Here is a 15,896-nt window from a genome sequence, read left to right as displayed (position 1 = left end):
CTTAATTTTCAGTTGATAATTTTTTTATTTGATTTTGATTATTATTTTTATATGATATATTACTATTTGAGAAGGAGTTCTTGTGCCTGTACAATAAAAGAAGACCACAAAATTTAAATTTTGTGGTCTTCTTTTATTGTATTTATTTATGTTCTATTTGAAATACCTTGTCTAGTCTCGTCAACTGAAATACCTTTTTTACATTTCCTTGAACACCTGCTATTTTCAATGACCCTCCATTATCCATGCATTTCTTATATACACCCACTAAAACGCCTAACCCTGTACTATCAATAAATTCACAGTCATGAAAATTCATCACAAAATGTTTATTTCCAATATCAAGCATGCCATAAATCTCTTCCCGCAGCTTTCCCACTTCCTTCACGGAGAAGTTTTTTGGAATCATAATACTGATGGCATTCATATGCATATTTATGGTATTCTCCATACTATTCACCCCTAACAATAAATTTTCTAACGAGCTCATCTAGGGAGTTAGCCATAGAACTTGCCTCTTCCGCCGTTGCAGCCAAGGTTTCTACAGCTGCCGATTGTTCTTCTGTGGCAGCAGCCACTTCCTCTCCATTTGCGCTTGTTGCTTCCGTGATGGTAGCAACAGTATCAATTAATTTAATTACTTGATCTGATGTTGCTACCTCATCCTTCGTAATCTCAACAATTTCCTTGATATCTTTGACCATATCCTCCACGGCTCGAATGATACCAATAAAGGATTGATCCGTCTCGTTTACCACCTTCACACCATTTTCTACAGCATCCTTCCCATGATTCATAGACAGAACAGCTCTTTCTGTTTGGGCTACCATTTCTTCAATCATGACTGTGATTTCGTTGGCTCCTCTGTTAGATTCCTCTGACAGCTTCCTTACTTCTTCTGCTACTACAGCAAAGCCTCTGCCATGTTCACCTGCTCTGGCTGCTTCAATTGCAGCATTCAATGCTAACAAATTTGTCTGTTCAGCTATTTGATTAATTGTATTAATTATACCTCCAATTTTTAAAGATAAATCATTTAAAGCTCTTAAAATTTCGGCGGTATCATTGGTACTATGTTCGATGACTTCCATAGCAGCGACAGTTCCATTTACCTTGTTTCTTCCTTGTGCTGCAGTCTCCATCGTATGTTCAGCACTTTTATTGGCTCCAGTGGCTTTGTTTTGGGCAAGCTGCACCAAGCTGGATAATTGTACTAAGACCTTCGATACCTCTACCACTGAGTGATTCTGTTGATCCATATCCTTAGCTACTTCTTGTATACTGGAACCAATGGTTTGGGTTGTTGCATTTACCTGTTCTGAGGAAGCCGCCATCTCTTCAGAAGCAGCAGCCAATTCTTGGGCACCCGACCGCACTTGAGATACAATGTGAGACTGGTGCTCAATCATCTGATTAAAAGATGCGGCTAATTCTTGAATTTCATCCTTTGTATGGATTTGGGCGACCACTGTTAAATCACCTTCTCCTGCACGATTCATTAATCCTTGAAGCTTACGAATTGGAGCAATGATACCCAACTGTGCAAAGAAATATGCAAATATCATGGCAGCAAAAATTGAAACAACAGAAATGAGTATGGTATCGAATCTGATTTCCAAGGCGGTGGACATATAATCATCGTAGTTTGCGGTCACAGCTACCACCCAATTTCCCGCTGGTTCGAAACTCACAAACTTATAAACACCCTCGAAGGTATAAAAACCTGTTGCAGCCTCTCCAGCTTTCATTTTTTCGGCTAAAGCTTTCAATTCTTGATTATCTGTCTCAGAAATATTGAGCTTTAGAATATTATCCTCGTTTGGATGGGCAACCACAAGAGCATCTCTGTTAACCATGTACCCATAGCCGCTCTCTCCGATTTTTATTTCCCCCACATGCTTACTGATATTTTCAAATTTAATACTTCCAATTAGAACGCCGACTACCTTATTTTCGAGGAATAACGGTTCTGCTATGGCTACCACCAAATCTCCAGAAACCTTGGAGGTAATTACCTCACTCATGGCTGTAGTACCTTGAATTGCTTTCTTAACATAGTCTCGATCTGTCAAATCCATATCCATGTCTGGACTTTCATTAGAGAGAATAGCCCTTCCGTTGATATCTGCAACAATCAGAGTTTCAAGCAGGTCGCTATTGCCCTTGTATTCCTTATTAAGAAAATTATAGGCAGCTTGATTTATTGCTTCATCTTGTCCTGCTGCAGCCTGAATCACATCCTGATTATGACTTAAAATTTGAAGCACTTTTTTTACAGACTCAGTTGTTTGTATCACAGCTTTGCTCGTCTGACTGGTGGCTTCATGGAGCTGCTGCTCAATCGTCTCCTGCAAAGCATTTGAGGACATTTGATAGGATAAAAATCCTAAAACCCCCAATGGAATAGTAATTACAAGAAAAAAGCTCACTAACAACTTCGCCCTTAAACTAATCTTCATTATTCTGACCCCCATCCAATTATTATGATGAATCACACCTAGAAATTTGTACTATGTTTCTGACAGACAATATCTTTTTTCAATCATCAACGTATTGTTTTGAAACCATACATGATCAGCAAGGGCCTGGATTATAAACAACCCCCGCCCACTTTCATCAAAGATACGTTCCTCTGATAACTCGGTTGGTATATTGACTTCATTCTGATTATCCCCACAATCTTGAACCTCAAATAAAACCTTGTCACCCTGTAGGCAATAACGAAAAAAAATAGGCTTCGATGTATCCCTTTGATTTCCATGGATATATGCATTCGTAAATGCTTCCATTAATATTATCTTTATATCAAAGGAGTCGGTCTGCCAGTTCAAATCACTAATTGCAGCCTCTATGATCTGTTCAATATTGTTCAACCCGTGTACGCTAATTTCTCTTCTCATTTTTGTCACCCTTTAGGCCTGGTTCGATTTACAATTTTTTATTTGACTTAACTTATTCGACAATTTTTCGATTTTTCCTGTCTAAATATGCACATATTTGTAATTAAATTCTATTTTTCTCTTCTAGTAGCATTTCTCCTTTATAATTGTGGTTCATCGCAACTTTTTTTCCAATCTCATAGAAACAGAACAGGAAAAAGTTTTTTTATGGAGAATATCTACATGGATTTATATATTTCGATTTCCTAAATGTCTGATATTTTAAGGAGGTTGTCCATGATCAAAACAAACAGAAATAGATTAGTAATGCAGTCTGTTCAAGGTCAAATTTCTCATCCTGCTTCCGTCTATCCATATCGATTAATGCATGATGGGACTTCCCATACGCTGCCTGCCACTGGAGGTATTACTTATAATGTTCAAATCGGCGATACGGCTATGGGTTGGGTTGGAGATCACATTGAACCTGGGGTAACCATCAAAGCCAAGGACGAAAAAGCCAATGGTGCTCTAAATCTGCTGGCTTGTATCGGGAACGAGGCGAAGGTCGTTAGTGGTGATGCAAAGGGTGCAGAAGGTTTTGTCACGGGTATCCATGGTGGTGTCGAGCATGTGATGGTTTATTTTCATCAAAAAGTCTTAGAGAAGATGGCCATTGATGATCAGATCTTAATCAAAGCCTATGGACAAGGATTACAAATTCAACAGCTTCCTGAAATCATGATGATGAATCTTGATCCTGAATTGTTTGCACGAATGAATATTAAAATAGCTTCTGACGGTTGTTTAGAGGTTCCAGTGGTCACAGAGGTTCCCGCTTACCTCATGGGCTCTGGTATCGGTTCTCCCACTGCTGCAAAAGGTGATTATGACATTATGACCGCTGATCCAGACGCCAATAAAAAATATGAATTGGATCAACTCCGCTTTGGAGACCTTGTCCTTCTCAGAGATTGTGATAATACTTATGGGAGAGGATATTTAAAAGGAGCTGTAACCATAGGTGTAATCATACACAGCGATTGCATTAAAATGGGCCATGGCCCTGGCGTGACAACGATTATGACCTGTAAGACCAGCAAAATTCGAGGCATTAAGGATTCAAAAGCTAACATTGCCCATTATATGGAAATAAAATAAATACGATGAAGAAGATAAAAAGGAACGTATCTATGCTTTCATAGACGTTCCCTTTATTTTTGGCTATTGATGCAGCACTTGGATTCTATAGATATAATACTTTTCTTCCCTAATCATATGATCTGGCATCAGAGGCGAAGCCATACCCGTTGCGTAGACTTTACAATGGGATCGGACTTCCTTTATCTTTTCTAGATAACCTATAAACTTTTGAAGTTCTTCCTCAACCTCCTGATTAAAATACTGAAGTCCACCGTCCTCAAGACCGGTCCTTTCAAACATTTTAAACATTTCAAAAGCTTTCTTGAATAGATTATCAAAACGCTTCATAAACTTTTCTGCCTTATGAATGAGTTCGGTCTCAATAGGATCTAATGCAGCAGCGATTGAGCTGGCATGGCCTGAGGCATCGGGCAGCCATATTTTATGAAGTCGAATATTCTCTAAGGTCTTGTTAAATAAAATAGTTCCTTGAGTCATACAGAGAACGCGATGGTATTCCATGGCCTCATTAATCATATGATTGATAAAAGATGGGGGAAAACCCAGCTCGATATCGCATTGCATAAGCCTTGCCAGCAATCCCCTTTTAAATTGAATGAACTGCCCCAATGCCATCATATTTTTCGATATTAGGTTTGACAATACTGGAGGGGACAACTCTCCAGCCAAAGACTTTACTTCTTCATGAAGTCCGTTGAATAAATTCATAAAATAGGATGCTGTTTGTATCGTATCTACTTCTTTGGGTGATAGATTTGTATACTGAAATTCTCCATGATCCCTCATGATCCTCGTCCAAAATTCTATCTCTTTTTTTATGTCCAGCATATGATACCCCCTTATTTTTCCATTACTATACCATATGCGATATGTAGTGGTTAGGGTATTTGTACAAATTGAGAATTTAACGACAAAAAAACCTTGAATCTCTCAAGGTTTTTTTATAGGTTAAATCACTATTTATATATATTGCTGAACACCACTCAGGGCTTTTTTTGCATCCTCAACGATGCTTGAAATGATTTGACTACAGGTTTCTATGCTCTTAATCACTGTAAGGCTTTGCCCAGCTTGCACAAATCCCCACTCCACATCACCTTCAACAGGTGCTTTTCTGCTTGTTCCAACAACGATCTTTTCCAGTTCTCCTTCAGATACCCCTTCCTTTTCTAACGCCAAATACTTGTTGGTCATCTGATTCTGAATACCTCTGACAGCATGTCCATGTAAAGCACCCGTAACAACCGTATCGGTATCAGTGGCTTCAACGATCCTGGTTTTGGCGTTGATGTGGGCTGAACATTCTTCTGAAGCATAGAATCTTGTTCCCATCTGTACCCCTGCAGCACCCATAACCAAGGCTGCTGCCAGGCCTCTACCTTCTGCAATGCCGCCTGCTACAACCACAGGAATATTTACCTCGGGGATTACCTGGGTCATAAGGGCCATGGTGGTAAGCTTTCCTATATGTCCACCGGCCTCCATACCTTCAATAATAAGGGCGTCCGCGCCTTTGTCCGCCACTCTTTTTGCCAATTTCACATTAGGTATTACTGGTATAACTTTTACACCTGCATTATGTAGTTTTTCAAAGTATGGAACTGGATTACCCGCACCTAATGTGGCATAAGCTACCTTAGCTTCACATACCACATCCACGATTTCGTCACAATTATCAGCCATTAGCATGATATTGACCCCAAAGGGTTTATCTGTAATACTTCTGGTGACCTCTATTTGTTCCTTCAGCCATTGGGCAGATCTGCCACCGGCTGCTATCGTTCCTGCGCCACCAGCTGCAGACACAGCGCCTGCCAATTTTCCATCAGAAACCCATGCCATAGCCCCTTGAATAATAGGATACTGAATATTCAGTAGTTCCGTCAATTTTGTTTTCATCTTTCATCATCCTCATTTCTTTCAACTTGCTTTTTCCTATTGTCTATCATCTTCAACTTATACATCAATTATACATCTATGGCTTTAGGTTTAACAACAGCTTTTTTAAGCTACACCTTATTGATGAAACGAACCCATTCTACATTCCTATTTAAAATGGTGCTATTCGCATCGTAATTACTCCCGTCCATATTACTTATTCAAAGCTTTAAATGAACAATCGAACAATCATTGTAACAGTGATTCCTCATATATTTAACTTTTATTTATTTCTCTGATACTCCAGTACTATTTTTCCCAACATTGTCCAGAATTTGTCAATTTTTGTTGACTAATGTCACCAAACCTTGTATTCTAGTATTAACTCTATCTTTTTTTAATCAACTTTTTACATAAATATTACTTTAACAGCTTTAAGGTCCATATCCGGGGTTTTACCAACACCAATGGTATCACTTGACGGATCTGCCTTTCCCCTTATGGCGAATAACACATTATTCATTTTATGCGCTATTAGAAAGGAGCACAAACAAACATGTTCAAGCAAATCAAACTTAGCACCAAATTTATTGCTCTATTGGTTGTATTGATCCTTATTTCAGGTTCGGTAATCGGCTACCTATCTGCTCGAACCCAAACCGCTTTGATTAAGGAAAATCTTACCCTAACCACAAGGGAGTTTGCAATTAACCTCAGTGAGCAAATCGATTCTTTCTTGAAAGAAAACGTATCCCTTCTTGAGAGCATCTCTACCCTTAACGATGTACGTTTGTATAATTTCGAAGACCAAACCCATATTTTAGAAACCATTCATAAACGATATGCTAATTTTGCTGTTTTGTTTATAACGGATATATCTGGCCAACAGGTAGCCCGCTCTGATGGCAAAACACAGTTTGACAATATGTCAGACAGGGCATATTTTAAGGATGTCTTATCCCAGAAAAAAACCGTGATCAGTGATGTTTTGGTTTCAAAAACCACTGGCAAACCTGCGGTGGTCGTAGCTTCACCGATCTTTGATGCCACCGGCGAACTGATGGGTATTATAGGGGGCACCCTAGACCTGTCCATTATTGAAGAGCTGCGTAAGTCCATCGTCCTTGGTGAAACAGGCTATGCCTTCGTTACGGATTCCAAAGGGCAAATTCTTGCCCATGCAGACCCCGCACTGGTGGAAGAAAGAAAAGATGTCACCGATATTCCTATTGTTGCCAAGGCCCTTAACGGTGAAAGCGGAACGGAAGACTATATCTATAATGATAAAAAGGTCTTTGGCAGCTATACCTCTGTTCCTTCTGTGGGCTGGGTTGTTGCCGTGAGAGAATCTTATGAGGAAGCCTATGCCCCAGTGGGCGAGGCTCAAAAAGGCGTTGTTATGACAGTAGGGATTATCTTACTCATTGCGGCTGCAATCGGTTACGCCTTTACAAAGTTTACAACAAAACCGCTTTCTATTTTAAGCGAGGCAGCAAAGCAATTGGCCCAAGGAAATCTTGCTTATAATTTCCAAGTGAATACAAAGGATGAAATCGGCGAATTGGCTGTTTCCTTCTCAGAAATGAAGGATAACCTAAAAAGCTTGATTCAACATGTAACGCTGGCTTCTGATAATGTAAGCATTACTGCAAGCGGTGTATTGGCTTCATCCCAGCAGGCTGGTCAAGTAGCAACCCAGATTTCTGAAGCCATTAATGACTTGGCCTTGGGCAGTGATGATCAAGCGAAAAGTGTACAAACTGCATCTGTATCTATAAATAGTATTGTTCGATCCATCGACGAAATTGCTGTCAGTAGTTCGCGCTCCTATGAATCTGCTGCAAAAGCCGCTGATTTAGTAAAAGACGGCAGCCAGATTGTTGAAGATCAAGAAACAAAGATGGCACAAAGTACAAAGGCTGTTAACAATGTTTCTGACATTATCTTTACGTTAAATGATAAGGCCCTTCAAATTGGCCAGATTATAGAGGTTATTCAAGGTATCTCAGAACAAACAAACCTGTTGGCGTTAAATGCTGCTATCGAGGCTGCAAGAGCTGGCGAGCAGGGCAGAGGCTTTGCCGTTGTAGCTGACGAAGTTCGAAAGCTAGCGGAAGAATCCCAGAAATCTACGGGCAAGATTCAAGACATCATTAAGGATATTCAACATGCCACAAACATGGCTGTGGACACTGTGAAGTCTGCTACAGATACCATCGATGCCCAAAGTTCCTCAGTACAAAATACTTCAAAGATCTTCCAGCAAATTTTAGATGTGGTCTCCATGATTACCGGACAAGTCAAAGAAATCACCCAGGCAACAGGATTGGTAAAAGGTGAAGGTCAAAGCATCCTACAAGAGGTTGAGAGCATTTCCGCCGTATCTGAGGAGACTGCTGCCAGCACCGAAGAAGTCACTGCATCTACACAAGAGCAGACTGCTTCCATACTGTATATCGTTGAAGAAATCGAAAAATTAAACCAGCTGTCAGCAGAATTAAAACAAGCTACAAGCATCTTTAAATTATAAAAATAAACAGGCACACCCCCGTGTGCCTGTTTATTATTTCAGTACTTCCTTGATTACCCTTAAGGTATTCTTATAACATATTTTCTCGATTTCATCTTGAAGGAATCCATGACTTTCTAGTCCTTCCACCAGCTTATTCATCTCTCCCATATGCGGGATCTCCCAACCTGGACTAATACCATCAAAGTCAGTGCCTATGGATATAGTTTCGATTCCTCCAACATTTTTGATATGTTGAATATGACGGATCATATTGCTGACCCTGCTTATTGGGTCGTTACCAAGAAAGAGCTTTTCAAAATTGATTCCCATGACGCCCCCTCTATTTGCCAATCGGCGAATCATATCATCCGTAAGATTTCTCGTATGGTTCATTACACTTCTAGCATTGGAATGGGATGCAACAAAGGGTTTACTGCTCAGTCTGGCAACATCATAGAATCCTTTATCAGACAAATGGGAAACATCTATGATCATCCCTAATTCATTCATTTCTGCCACGAGTTCCTCCCCAAATTTCGTTAATCCCTTATTTTTACAATCTTCTAATGCATTTGGATAACCAATTTCATTGGGATAATTCCAAGTCAAGGTGATGAGCCGAACACCCAGTCTATATAAGTTCCTTAAATGATATAGTTCACCCTTTAATACGCCGCCCTCTTCGATGGTAAGAAAAGCTGAAATCTTACCTGTTTTGTCATTTGCCCATAGTTCTTCATAATTTCTTGCCAGGGCTATGGTTTCTTGATTTTTACTCAGCTCCACATAAAACTTATCCAACATCTCTAGGCAAGTTTCCATAGGGTCTTTTTTTTCATTCAAATCCACATAAAGGGCAAAAAACTGTGCCAATGAATTCCCATGCTTTAGTTTTTTTATATCTACCTGAAACTCGTTCTCCTCTAATGACAGCCTCGCCTTATCTTCCATTAATCTTAAAATTGTATCACAATGTAAGTCTATCACCCTCATCACGTTACCCTCCAAACTCCTATAGATTTAATCGTACTCATTCTGCTTTAGTTCCCCTTCGACGGCTGCTAGGCAGCCTGAGCACCCCTCTGACTACGGCATGGGAATACTTCCCCTGCACCCCTGATTTTTTATTTAATAGGAAAGAAGCACTTTCCTATTAAATAAAAAATCAAGCCTAGCAGATCCATGGCGCCAGGCTTGTTATCTAATTATTATCTACTTCTAGCGAATCTCATGAAGATTCAGGGAGTTCTCCCAAAGCTTTTCAAATTCATCTGCTGGTACTGGCGGACTGTAGAGGTATCCCTGAAGTTGATCACAATGGTTCTCCATCAAGAATTCCAGCTGTTCAGAAGTCTCTACCCCTTCCGCAACGACCTTCAGCCTCATGCTGTGAGCCATGGAAATCATAGCCAATACAATAGCCTTATCATCTTCGTCTTTCGTGATATCTCGTACAAAGGACTGATCTATTTTTAGCTTATCAATAGGGAACTTCTTCAATACACCCAGTGAAGAATAACCAGTACCAAAGTCATCAATGGAGAAGGTAAACCCTTTTCCCTTTAATCGCTGTAGCAGACGAAGGGTATGCTCTGGATTCTTCATGGCACAGCTTTCAGTAATTTCTAACTCTATGTATTTTGGATCTATTTCAGCAGCTTCAGCTACTGATATGATTTGTTCCGCTAAGTTTCCATTTTGAAATTGTCGAGGAGATAGATTGACTGAAACATAAATATCCTGTCCCTTTTCATCCTGCCATTTTCTAACTTGACAGCACGCTTGCTGGAGTACCCACTCTCCAAGGGGCTCAATAAGTCCTGTCTCTTCTGCCAAAGGGATAAAATCACCCGGTGAAATCCGCCCTCTTTGGGGATGATTCCATCTTACCAACGCCTCTGCCCCTGTAATTTTACCACTTTTGATATCCACCTTGGGCTGATAATATAGTGTTAACTCGTTCCTTTCTATGGCTTTTCTCAAATCATTTTCCATGGTTAATCGAGCGATGGCCTTATCATTCATGGCGGGGGTATACAATTGATAATTATTTCTTCCTAGTTCTTTCGCTCTGTACATAGCCGTATCTGCATTTTTCACTAGGGTATCTAGATCCTGACCATCGCCAGGATACATGCTAACACCAATACTACCAGTGATATGCAGTTCATGCCCATGAATGGACAAAGGACACGCCAATGCTTCAAACAGTCTATGTATTATTTTTGTCACATTCTGAACATCTTCTATCTCTTCCAGGATGAACATGAATTCATCGCCGCCTAAACGAGATAAAGTATCACCTTCCCCAATGCAACGGCTTAGTCGATCCGCCACAGTCTGTATCACCATATCTCCAACAGCATGACCCAGTGTATCATTAATACGTTTAAATCGATCCACATCCAACACCATGACTGCGAGCATATGCTTATGATGCTGGGCATGGGTTATGGCAAGGTTCAAACGATCTCCAAACAAGAACCTATTCGGTAAACCTGTCAAAGCATCAAAATATGCAAGATGCTTAATATGCTCCTCTTTTCGTATATTCTCAGTAATATCATTAAATACAGATATGTAATGGGTGGTTTCTCCATGATCATTCTTAATGGCTGATATGGTCAACCATTCAGGGTAGGTTTCTCCATTCTTCCTTCTGTTCCATATCTCTCCCTGCCATGTACCTGTGTTTATTAAAGCATCCCACATATCTTTATAGAACAATTGATTATGCCGTTCTGATTTTAATAGTCGGGGATTCCTCCCGATTGCTTCTTCCGATGTATAACCTGTTATAGCAGTAAATGCTGGATTCACCAATTGTATCATCCCCTCGGTATCTGTAACCACAATACCTTCAATGGTATTTTCAAATACCTTCTGGGCCATCCGCAAGCGCTCACTGTTTTCTTTTCTCTCGGTAATATCCATAGCTGATCCAATGATGGCTGGTTTGCCTTCGAACACTATATGGGTACCCAATACCTCTATTTCAATGATGGTAAGGTCTTTTTTTACACCACGAAATTCGTACCTGAGACTTTTTGCTTCTCCCATTAATCTTTTGTTCACATTCCCGGTCACTAGTGCTTGATCATTTTCATATATTAAGTCCATAATCTTCTTATGCACCAATTCATCTTGCCCATATCCGAACATCTCAGCAAATTTTGGGTTTACATAGGTAAAAACCCCATCTTGAATTAGATATATACCCACCATGGACTCTTCAAGGATGCATTGATATCGCCCATCATCATATTTAAAAAAACCATCATTCTTTCCCTTACCAACATCTGCTATTTCAGAAATCATATATAGCTCCTTTTCATGGATCATATCGGGTCTGCCTCCCCCAATAAAACCTTAGGTTCCTCACATTATACATATATATCCATTCGACATTTTTCTCATTTTTTCCTTCAAAAAAATTTATGAATACATAAAATTTCTTTTATAAAAGGAGCTATTGTATGTAACATTAGCTCCTCTCCTTCATATTTCATTTATTTTATTTCGCCTCGAAAAGCAAAGGACTGTCCATCAATGGCCCGAGATACAGCCAATATCCCATCCAAATGATCATACTCATGCTGGAGTAATTCAGATAAGTCACCTATTAACGTCATTGACTGCTCATTCCAATGTACATCCCTATAGTCAATCCTGCACTTTTTATAACGCATTACCTTCACGAGTAAATTAGGAAAGCACATACAATCATCCCAAACTTCCATCATATCATCCTCTTCGAAAACAAGTCGTGGATTGATGAAAGGGACTGGTTCTCCAATATTCATATATAATACTCTAATCTTCTCACCAATTTGAGGCGCAGCAATTGCTCGCCCAACACCATATTGTCTTCGAAATTCCATCATCGTATCATGAAGGTCTTGAATTACACCCCGTACATAATCTATCTCGTCAAAGGAAACCTCCCTAGAAGTTTCATATAACCCTTTATTCCCTAGCTGCAGAATCTCTCTTATGGCCATGATCTCATCCCTCCTATGCAGATGTCTTTTATACGTTTTATTTTATCAGAACAACAAATACATTACAATAAACAACCTGGGCTAGTTGTTAAGCAGCCCAGGTTATAATGATTATTTAATTCACTTTTTCAACCTTTATACCTGTATCATGGTCATTAAGGTTCTGTTTTTCCAATGTGGCATCATTTACTCTTTCAATGGATACTGCTAAAGTCTCATGCATGATATATTCTCGGTGAATCTCGACAGCATTGGCAATCTCGTCATCTCCATCAAAATAGATGCGGATATTGTCCATCATTTCATAGTCGTTATTTTTTCTCATCTGTTGTACTTTGGAGATAAGCTCTCTGGCATAACCTTCATCCACCAATTCTTTTGTAAGGGTAGTATCTAGGATCACAAAAAGGTTATTCGCCATTTCAACGGTAAAGCCTTCTTTAGCGGCGATACTCGTCAATACATAATCCTTCACAATTTCAGTGGATTCACCTTCTAAGTCCACAAAAATGCTTTCTCCAGCCTCCAGCTTCGGTACGACTGCTGATGCATCTAAGGTAGCCAAAGCAGGACCCAATGCCTTGATTTTCGATCCAAGAATAGAACCAGCCACCTTGAAATTCGGCTTTAGGCTGAAATTCATAAATGTGCTTAAATCCTTTTCAAAGACAACCTCTTTTACATTTAACTCTTCTTCCATCAGTGGAATCAAGTCAGAAATCAATGCTTCATATTTACCGTCAATCAATACTTTTTGGATTGGCTGACGCACTTTTATCTTTTCCTTTGCCCTTGCAGCTCTGCCCAATCCAACGAGATCCCTGATTAAATCCATTCTTTCTTCAACTTCTAAGTCAATTAAGGATACATCTGCCACTGGATAGTCTGCTAAATGAACCGATAACTCATCTGTAAGATTTGCATAGATCTCATCGGCAAGGAATGGTGCAAATGGTGCCATGAGCTTCGCTACCCCAATAAGCACCTCATAGGTTGTATTGTATACTGCCTTTTTATCTTCCGTTAACTCTGTCTCCCAGAAACGACGTCTTGCACGACGGATATACCAGTTGGATAAATCCTCATTCACAAAATCTTGAATCTTTCTCACAGCCTTCGTCAAGTCAAAGATCGCCATTTCACTTGCCACTTCTTTTGCAAGGCTGTTGAACTTTGAAATAATCCAACGATCTAATTCAGGACGTTCCTTAGGTGCCACGTAAAAGTCCTTCGGATCGATTTCATCGGTATTTGCATATAAGGTAAAGAATGTATATACATTCTGAAGTGTTCCAAAGAACTTGCTCTGTACTTCTTTTAGTCCCTCAATGTCAAATTTCGTCGGCGTCCAGGCTGGAGACACATACAGTAGATACCATCTTAAGGCATCGGCGCCGTATTTATCAAACATTTCAAATGGATCAACGGTATTTCCTTTGGATTTGGACATTTTTCGCCCATCCTTATCCAAGATCAAATCATTTACTAGTACGTTTTTATAAGGAGATACCCCCATGACAAAGGTTGAGATCGCGATCAATGAGTAGAACCAACCCCTGGTCTGGTCAATACCCTCACAGATATAATCTGCAGGGAATAATTCTCCAAAGTTGTCCTTGTTCTCAAATGGATAGTGGTGCTGGGCAAAAGGCATGGAACCACTGTCAAACCAGCAGTCGATAACTTCTACTACTCGGGTCATGGTACCTTCACATTTGTCGCACTTTAAGTGGATATCATCCACATATGGTCTGTGAAGCTCCACACTTTCATCAATTTTTTCTACAGCCTGTTCAATCAATTCTTGCCTTGAACCTACTGAGGTGATATGTCCACATCCACATCTCCAGATATTTAAAGGCGTACCCCAGTATCTGCTTCGGGACAATGCCCAGTCATTTAAATTTTCTAACCAGTTTCCAAAACGCTTTTCTCCTACATAATCTGGATACCAATTCACAGAATTATTGTTTTCTATAAGCTTATCCTTCAACTTGGTCATTTCGATATACCAGCTTGGCTTCGCATAATACAGCAGTGGTGTGGAACAACGCCAGCAGTGAGGATAGTTATGATCTACCTTCTCCTTCTTGAACAGCTTTCCTTCCCCATGGAGCCACTTGATGATGTCTACATCACAATCCATGACGAACTTACCTTCCCATGGCGTGGTTGTATATTTTCCTTCTTCATTTACAGGCTGTAATACTGGCAGATCGTATTTTCTTCCTACTTGATAGTCATCTTCACCAAAAGCTGGTGCAATATGGACGATTCCAGTACCATCATCGGTGGTTACGTAGTCTGCTACCGTCACAAAGAAAGCTTTCTTTTCAGCCTTCACAAATGGCATCAACTGCTCGTATTCTATATATTCTAAGTCCTTACCCTTCATTTCTTCCAGAACTTCAAACTCTTCTCCTAGTACACGTTTGGATAAGGTTTTTTCAACAATATATACTTTTTCATTCATCCTTGCCTTGATATAGGTTTCTTCTGGATGTACTGCCAGTGCTACGTTAGACGCCAATGTCCAGGGAGTAGTCGTCCATACTAGGAAATACTCATCAGCATCTTTTCGCTTGAAAGCAGCAATGACTGTATTAGACTTGATTTCCTTGTAACCTTGGGATACCTCGTGGGATGCAAGCCCTGTACCGCAGCGCGGACAATATGGAAGAATCTTATGGCCTTCATAGATATATCCTTCCTTGAAAAACTTGTCAAGAATCCACCATACGGATTCAATATAGTTATTGTCCAATGTGATGTATGGATTATCTAAGTCGATGGCATAACCCATTCTCTTTGTCATTTCTCTCCATTGCTTCTCGTAGGTAAATACAGACTCTCTACATTTCTCGTTGAACTTATCAATTCCGTAGGCTTCAATCTCCTGTTTGCTGGATAGTTTTAGCTGCTTTTCCACTTCTATTTCCACTGGTAATCCATGGGTATCCCAACCCGCTTTTCTCTTTACCTGATGGCCTGTCATCGTTTTATAACGACATACGGAGTCCTTCAAGGTTCTTGAGATAACATGGTGAATACCAGGTCTTCCATTGGCCGTAGGCGGCCCCTCATAAAATACAAAGGATTCTGCATTTTCACGGTTATCAATACTCTTTTTTAGGACATCGTTTTGATCCCAAAGTTCTGCAACCATGGCTTCTCGTTTTGCAACGGGTGCTTCTGAAAGTGGCTTAAACTTTTTCATCGCCATTATTCTCCTCTCACAAAGTTTTTCAAAAATGATAAAGTCCCTAAGTCATTGAGACTTAGGGACGAATTAACCGCGGTACCACCCTGTTTACGAGGTATAGACTACACCTCATCACTTCATGCATGATAACGCATGCCTGCGGAATATCCTACTATGATTTCAGACATCCAGCTCCAAGGTGATCTTCGTAAAAAGCTTCCATCATAATCTCTCACTAAATGATTATTTCTCTGTAAACT

Annotated in this window: 11 protein-coding genes and 1 other annotated feature (1 of these 12 only partly in view); of the genes, 2 read left to right on the top strand and 9 right to left on the bottom strand. The window is 40.0% G+C overall.

Annotation, left to right across the window (positions count from 1 at the left end):
- Positions 1 to 142: 142 nt before the first annotated feature.
- From K0R93_RS04625 to K0R93_RS04615, 3 genes are read right to left on the bottom strand one after another with little or no spacing between them, the layout of a single operon-like run.
- A complete protein-coding gene (locus K0R93_RS04625; RefSeq protein ID WP_300298240.1) occupies positions 143 to 451 on the bottom strand; it encodes an STAS domain-containing protein in 309 nt (102 codons plus the stop codon).
- 1 nt (position 452) lies between these two features.
- Positions 453 to 2,459 carry a methyl-accepting chemotaxis protein gene (locus K0R93_RS04620; protein WP_300298237.1) on the bottom strand — a complete coding sequence of 669 codons (2,007 nt, stop codon included), beginning with the start codon at positions 2,457 to 2,459 and terminating at the stop codon, positions 453 to 455.
- 51 nt (positions 2,460 to 2,510) lie between these two features.
- Positions 2,511 to 2,900: an ATP-binding protein gene (locus tag K0R93_RS04615; protein ID WP_300298235.1), complete on the bottom strand. Its 390-nt coding sequence runs from the start codon at positions 2,898 to 2,900 to the stop codon at positions 2,511 to 2,513.
- A 276-nt stretch (positions 2,901 to 3,176) separates the two neighbouring features.
- On the opposite strand from K0R93_RS04615, the gene K0R93_RS04610 reads away from it, so the two are divergent.
- The gene (locus K0R93_RS04610) at positions 3,177 to 4,040 is read left to right on the top strand and encodes a DUF4438 domain-containing protein (RefSeq protein ID WP_300298232.1); all 864 of its coding nucleotides are present in this window, start codon (positions 3,177 to 3,179) and stop codon (positions 4,038 to 4,040) included.
- A 63-nt stretch (positions 4,041 to 4,103) separates the two neighbouring features.
- Here K0R93_RS04610 and K0R93_RS04605 read toward each other — a convergent pair whose 3' ends face one another.
- Positions 4,104 to 4,871: a DUF2935 domain-containing protein gene (locus tag K0R93_RS04605; RefSeq protein ID WP_300298229.1), complete on the bottom strand. Its 768-nt coding sequence runs from the start codon at positions 4,869 to 4,871 to the stop codon at positions 4,104 to 4,106.
- A 132-nt stretch (positions 4,872 to 5,003) separates the two neighbouring features.
- Positions 5,004 to 5,942 carry a nitronate monooxygenase gene (locus tag K0R93_RS04600; RefSeq protein ID WP_300298227.1) on the bottom strand — a complete coding sequence of 313 codons (939 nt, stop codon included), beginning with the start codon at positions 5,940 to 5,942 and terminating at the stop codon, positions 5,004 to 5,006.
- Positions 5,943 to 6,477: 535 nt separating this feature from the next.
- Here K0R93_RS04600 and K0R93_RS04595 point away from each other — a divergent pair.
- On the top strand, positions 6,478 to 8,451 hold the full coding sequence (locus K0R93_RS04595) for a methyl-accepting chemotaxis protein (RefSeq protein WP_300298223.1): 1,974 nt from the start codon (positions 6,478 to 6,480) through the stop codon (positions 8,449 to 8,451).
- 33 nt (positions 8,452 to 8,484) lie between these two features.
- Here K0R93_RS04595 and K0R93_RS04590 read toward each other — a convergent pair whose 3' ends face one another.
- From K0R93_RS04590 to ileS, 4 genes are all read right to left on the bottom strand, one after another.
- The gene (locus K0R93_RS04590) at positions 8,485 to 9,426 is read right to left on the bottom strand and encodes a dipeptidase (RefSeq protein WP_300298220.1); all 942 of its coding nucleotides are present in this window, start codon (positions 9,424 to 9,426) and stop codon (positions 8,485 to 8,487) included.
- Positions 9,427 to 9,651: 225 nt separating this feature from the next.
- The gene (locus tag K0R93_RS04585; protein WP_300298217.1) at positions 9,652 to 11,775 is read right to left on the bottom strand and encodes an EAL domain-containing protein; all 2,124 of its coding nucleotides are present in this window, start codon (positions 11,773 to 11,775) and stop codon (positions 9,652 to 9,654) included.
- Between the two features lie 167 nt (positions 11,776 to 11,942).
- Complete coding sequence (locus K0R93_RS04580) at positions 11,943 to 12,434, bottom strand: peptide deformylase (protein WP_300298214.1); 492 nt, start codon at positions 12,432 to 12,434, stop codon at positions 11,943 to 11,945.
- A gap of 115 nt (positions 12,435 to 12,549) precedes the next feature.
- On the bottom strand, positions 12,550 to 15,651 hold the full coding sequence (gene ileS / locus K0R93_RS04575) for an isoleucine--tRNA ligase (RefSeq protein WP_300298210.1): 3,102 nt from the start codon (positions 15,649 to 15,651) through the stop codon (positions 12,550 to 12,552).
- Positions 15,652 to 15,711: 60 nt separating this feature from the next.
- Positions 15,712 to 15,896: a binding site (T-box leader), on the bottom strand (it continues 36 nt past the right edge of the window).

Source organism: Anaerosolibacter sp., from assembly GCF_029240175.1.
Taxonomy (GTDB): Bacteria; Bacillota; Clostridia; order Peptostreptococcales; family Thermotaleaceae; genus Anaerosolibacter.
Note: the sequence above shows the minus strand (reverse complement) of the source record. Positions and strands in the feature narration are given on the sequence as shown.

Bases quoted from the DNA above. Each gene is read 5' to 3' on its own strand.
- K0R93_RS04625 (WP_300298240.1), bottom strand. From the start codon at position 451: ATGGAGAATACCATAAATATGCATATGAATGCCATCAGTATTATGATT.
- K0R93_RS04585 (WP_300298217.1), bottom strand. From the start codon at position 11,775: ATGATCCATGAAAAGGAGCTATATATGATTTCTGAAATAGCAGATGTT.
- K0R93_RS04615 (WP_300298235.1), bottom strand. From the start codon at position 2,900: ATGAGAAGAGAAATTAGCGTACACGGGTTGAACAATATTGAACAGATC.
- K0R93_RS04610 (WP_300298232.1), top strand. From the start codon at position 3,177: ATGATCAAAACAAACAGAAATAGATTAGTAATGCAGTCTGTTCAAGGT.
- K0R93_RS04605 (WP_300298229.1), bottom strand. From the start codon at position 4,871: ATGCTGGACATAAAAAAAGAGATAGAATTTTGGACGAGGATCATGAGG.
- K0R93_RS04600 (WP_300298227.1), bottom strand. From the start codon at position 5,942: ATGAAAACAAAATTGACGGAACTACTGAATATTCAGTATCCTATTATT.
- K0R93_RS04595 (WP_300298223.1), top strand. From the start codon at position 6,478: ATGTTCAAGCAAATCAAACTTAGCACCAAATTTATTGCTCTATTGGTT.
- K0R93_RS04620 (WP_300298237.1), bottom strand. From the start codon at position 2,459: ATGAAGATTAGTTTAAGGGCGAAGTTGTTAGTGAGCTTTTTTCTTGTA.
- K0R93_RS04590 (WP_300298220.1), bottom strand. From the start codon at position 9,426: ATGAGGGTGATAGACTTACATTGTGATACAATTTTAAGATTAATGGAA.
- K0R93_RS04580 (WP_300298214.1), bottom strand. From the start codon at position 12,434: ATGGCCATAAGAGAGATTCTGCAGCTAGGGAATAAAGGGTTATATGAA.
- ileS (WP_300298210.1), bottom strand. From the start codon at position 15,651: ATGAAAAAGTTTAAGCCACTTTCAGAAGCACCCGTTGCAAAACGAGAA.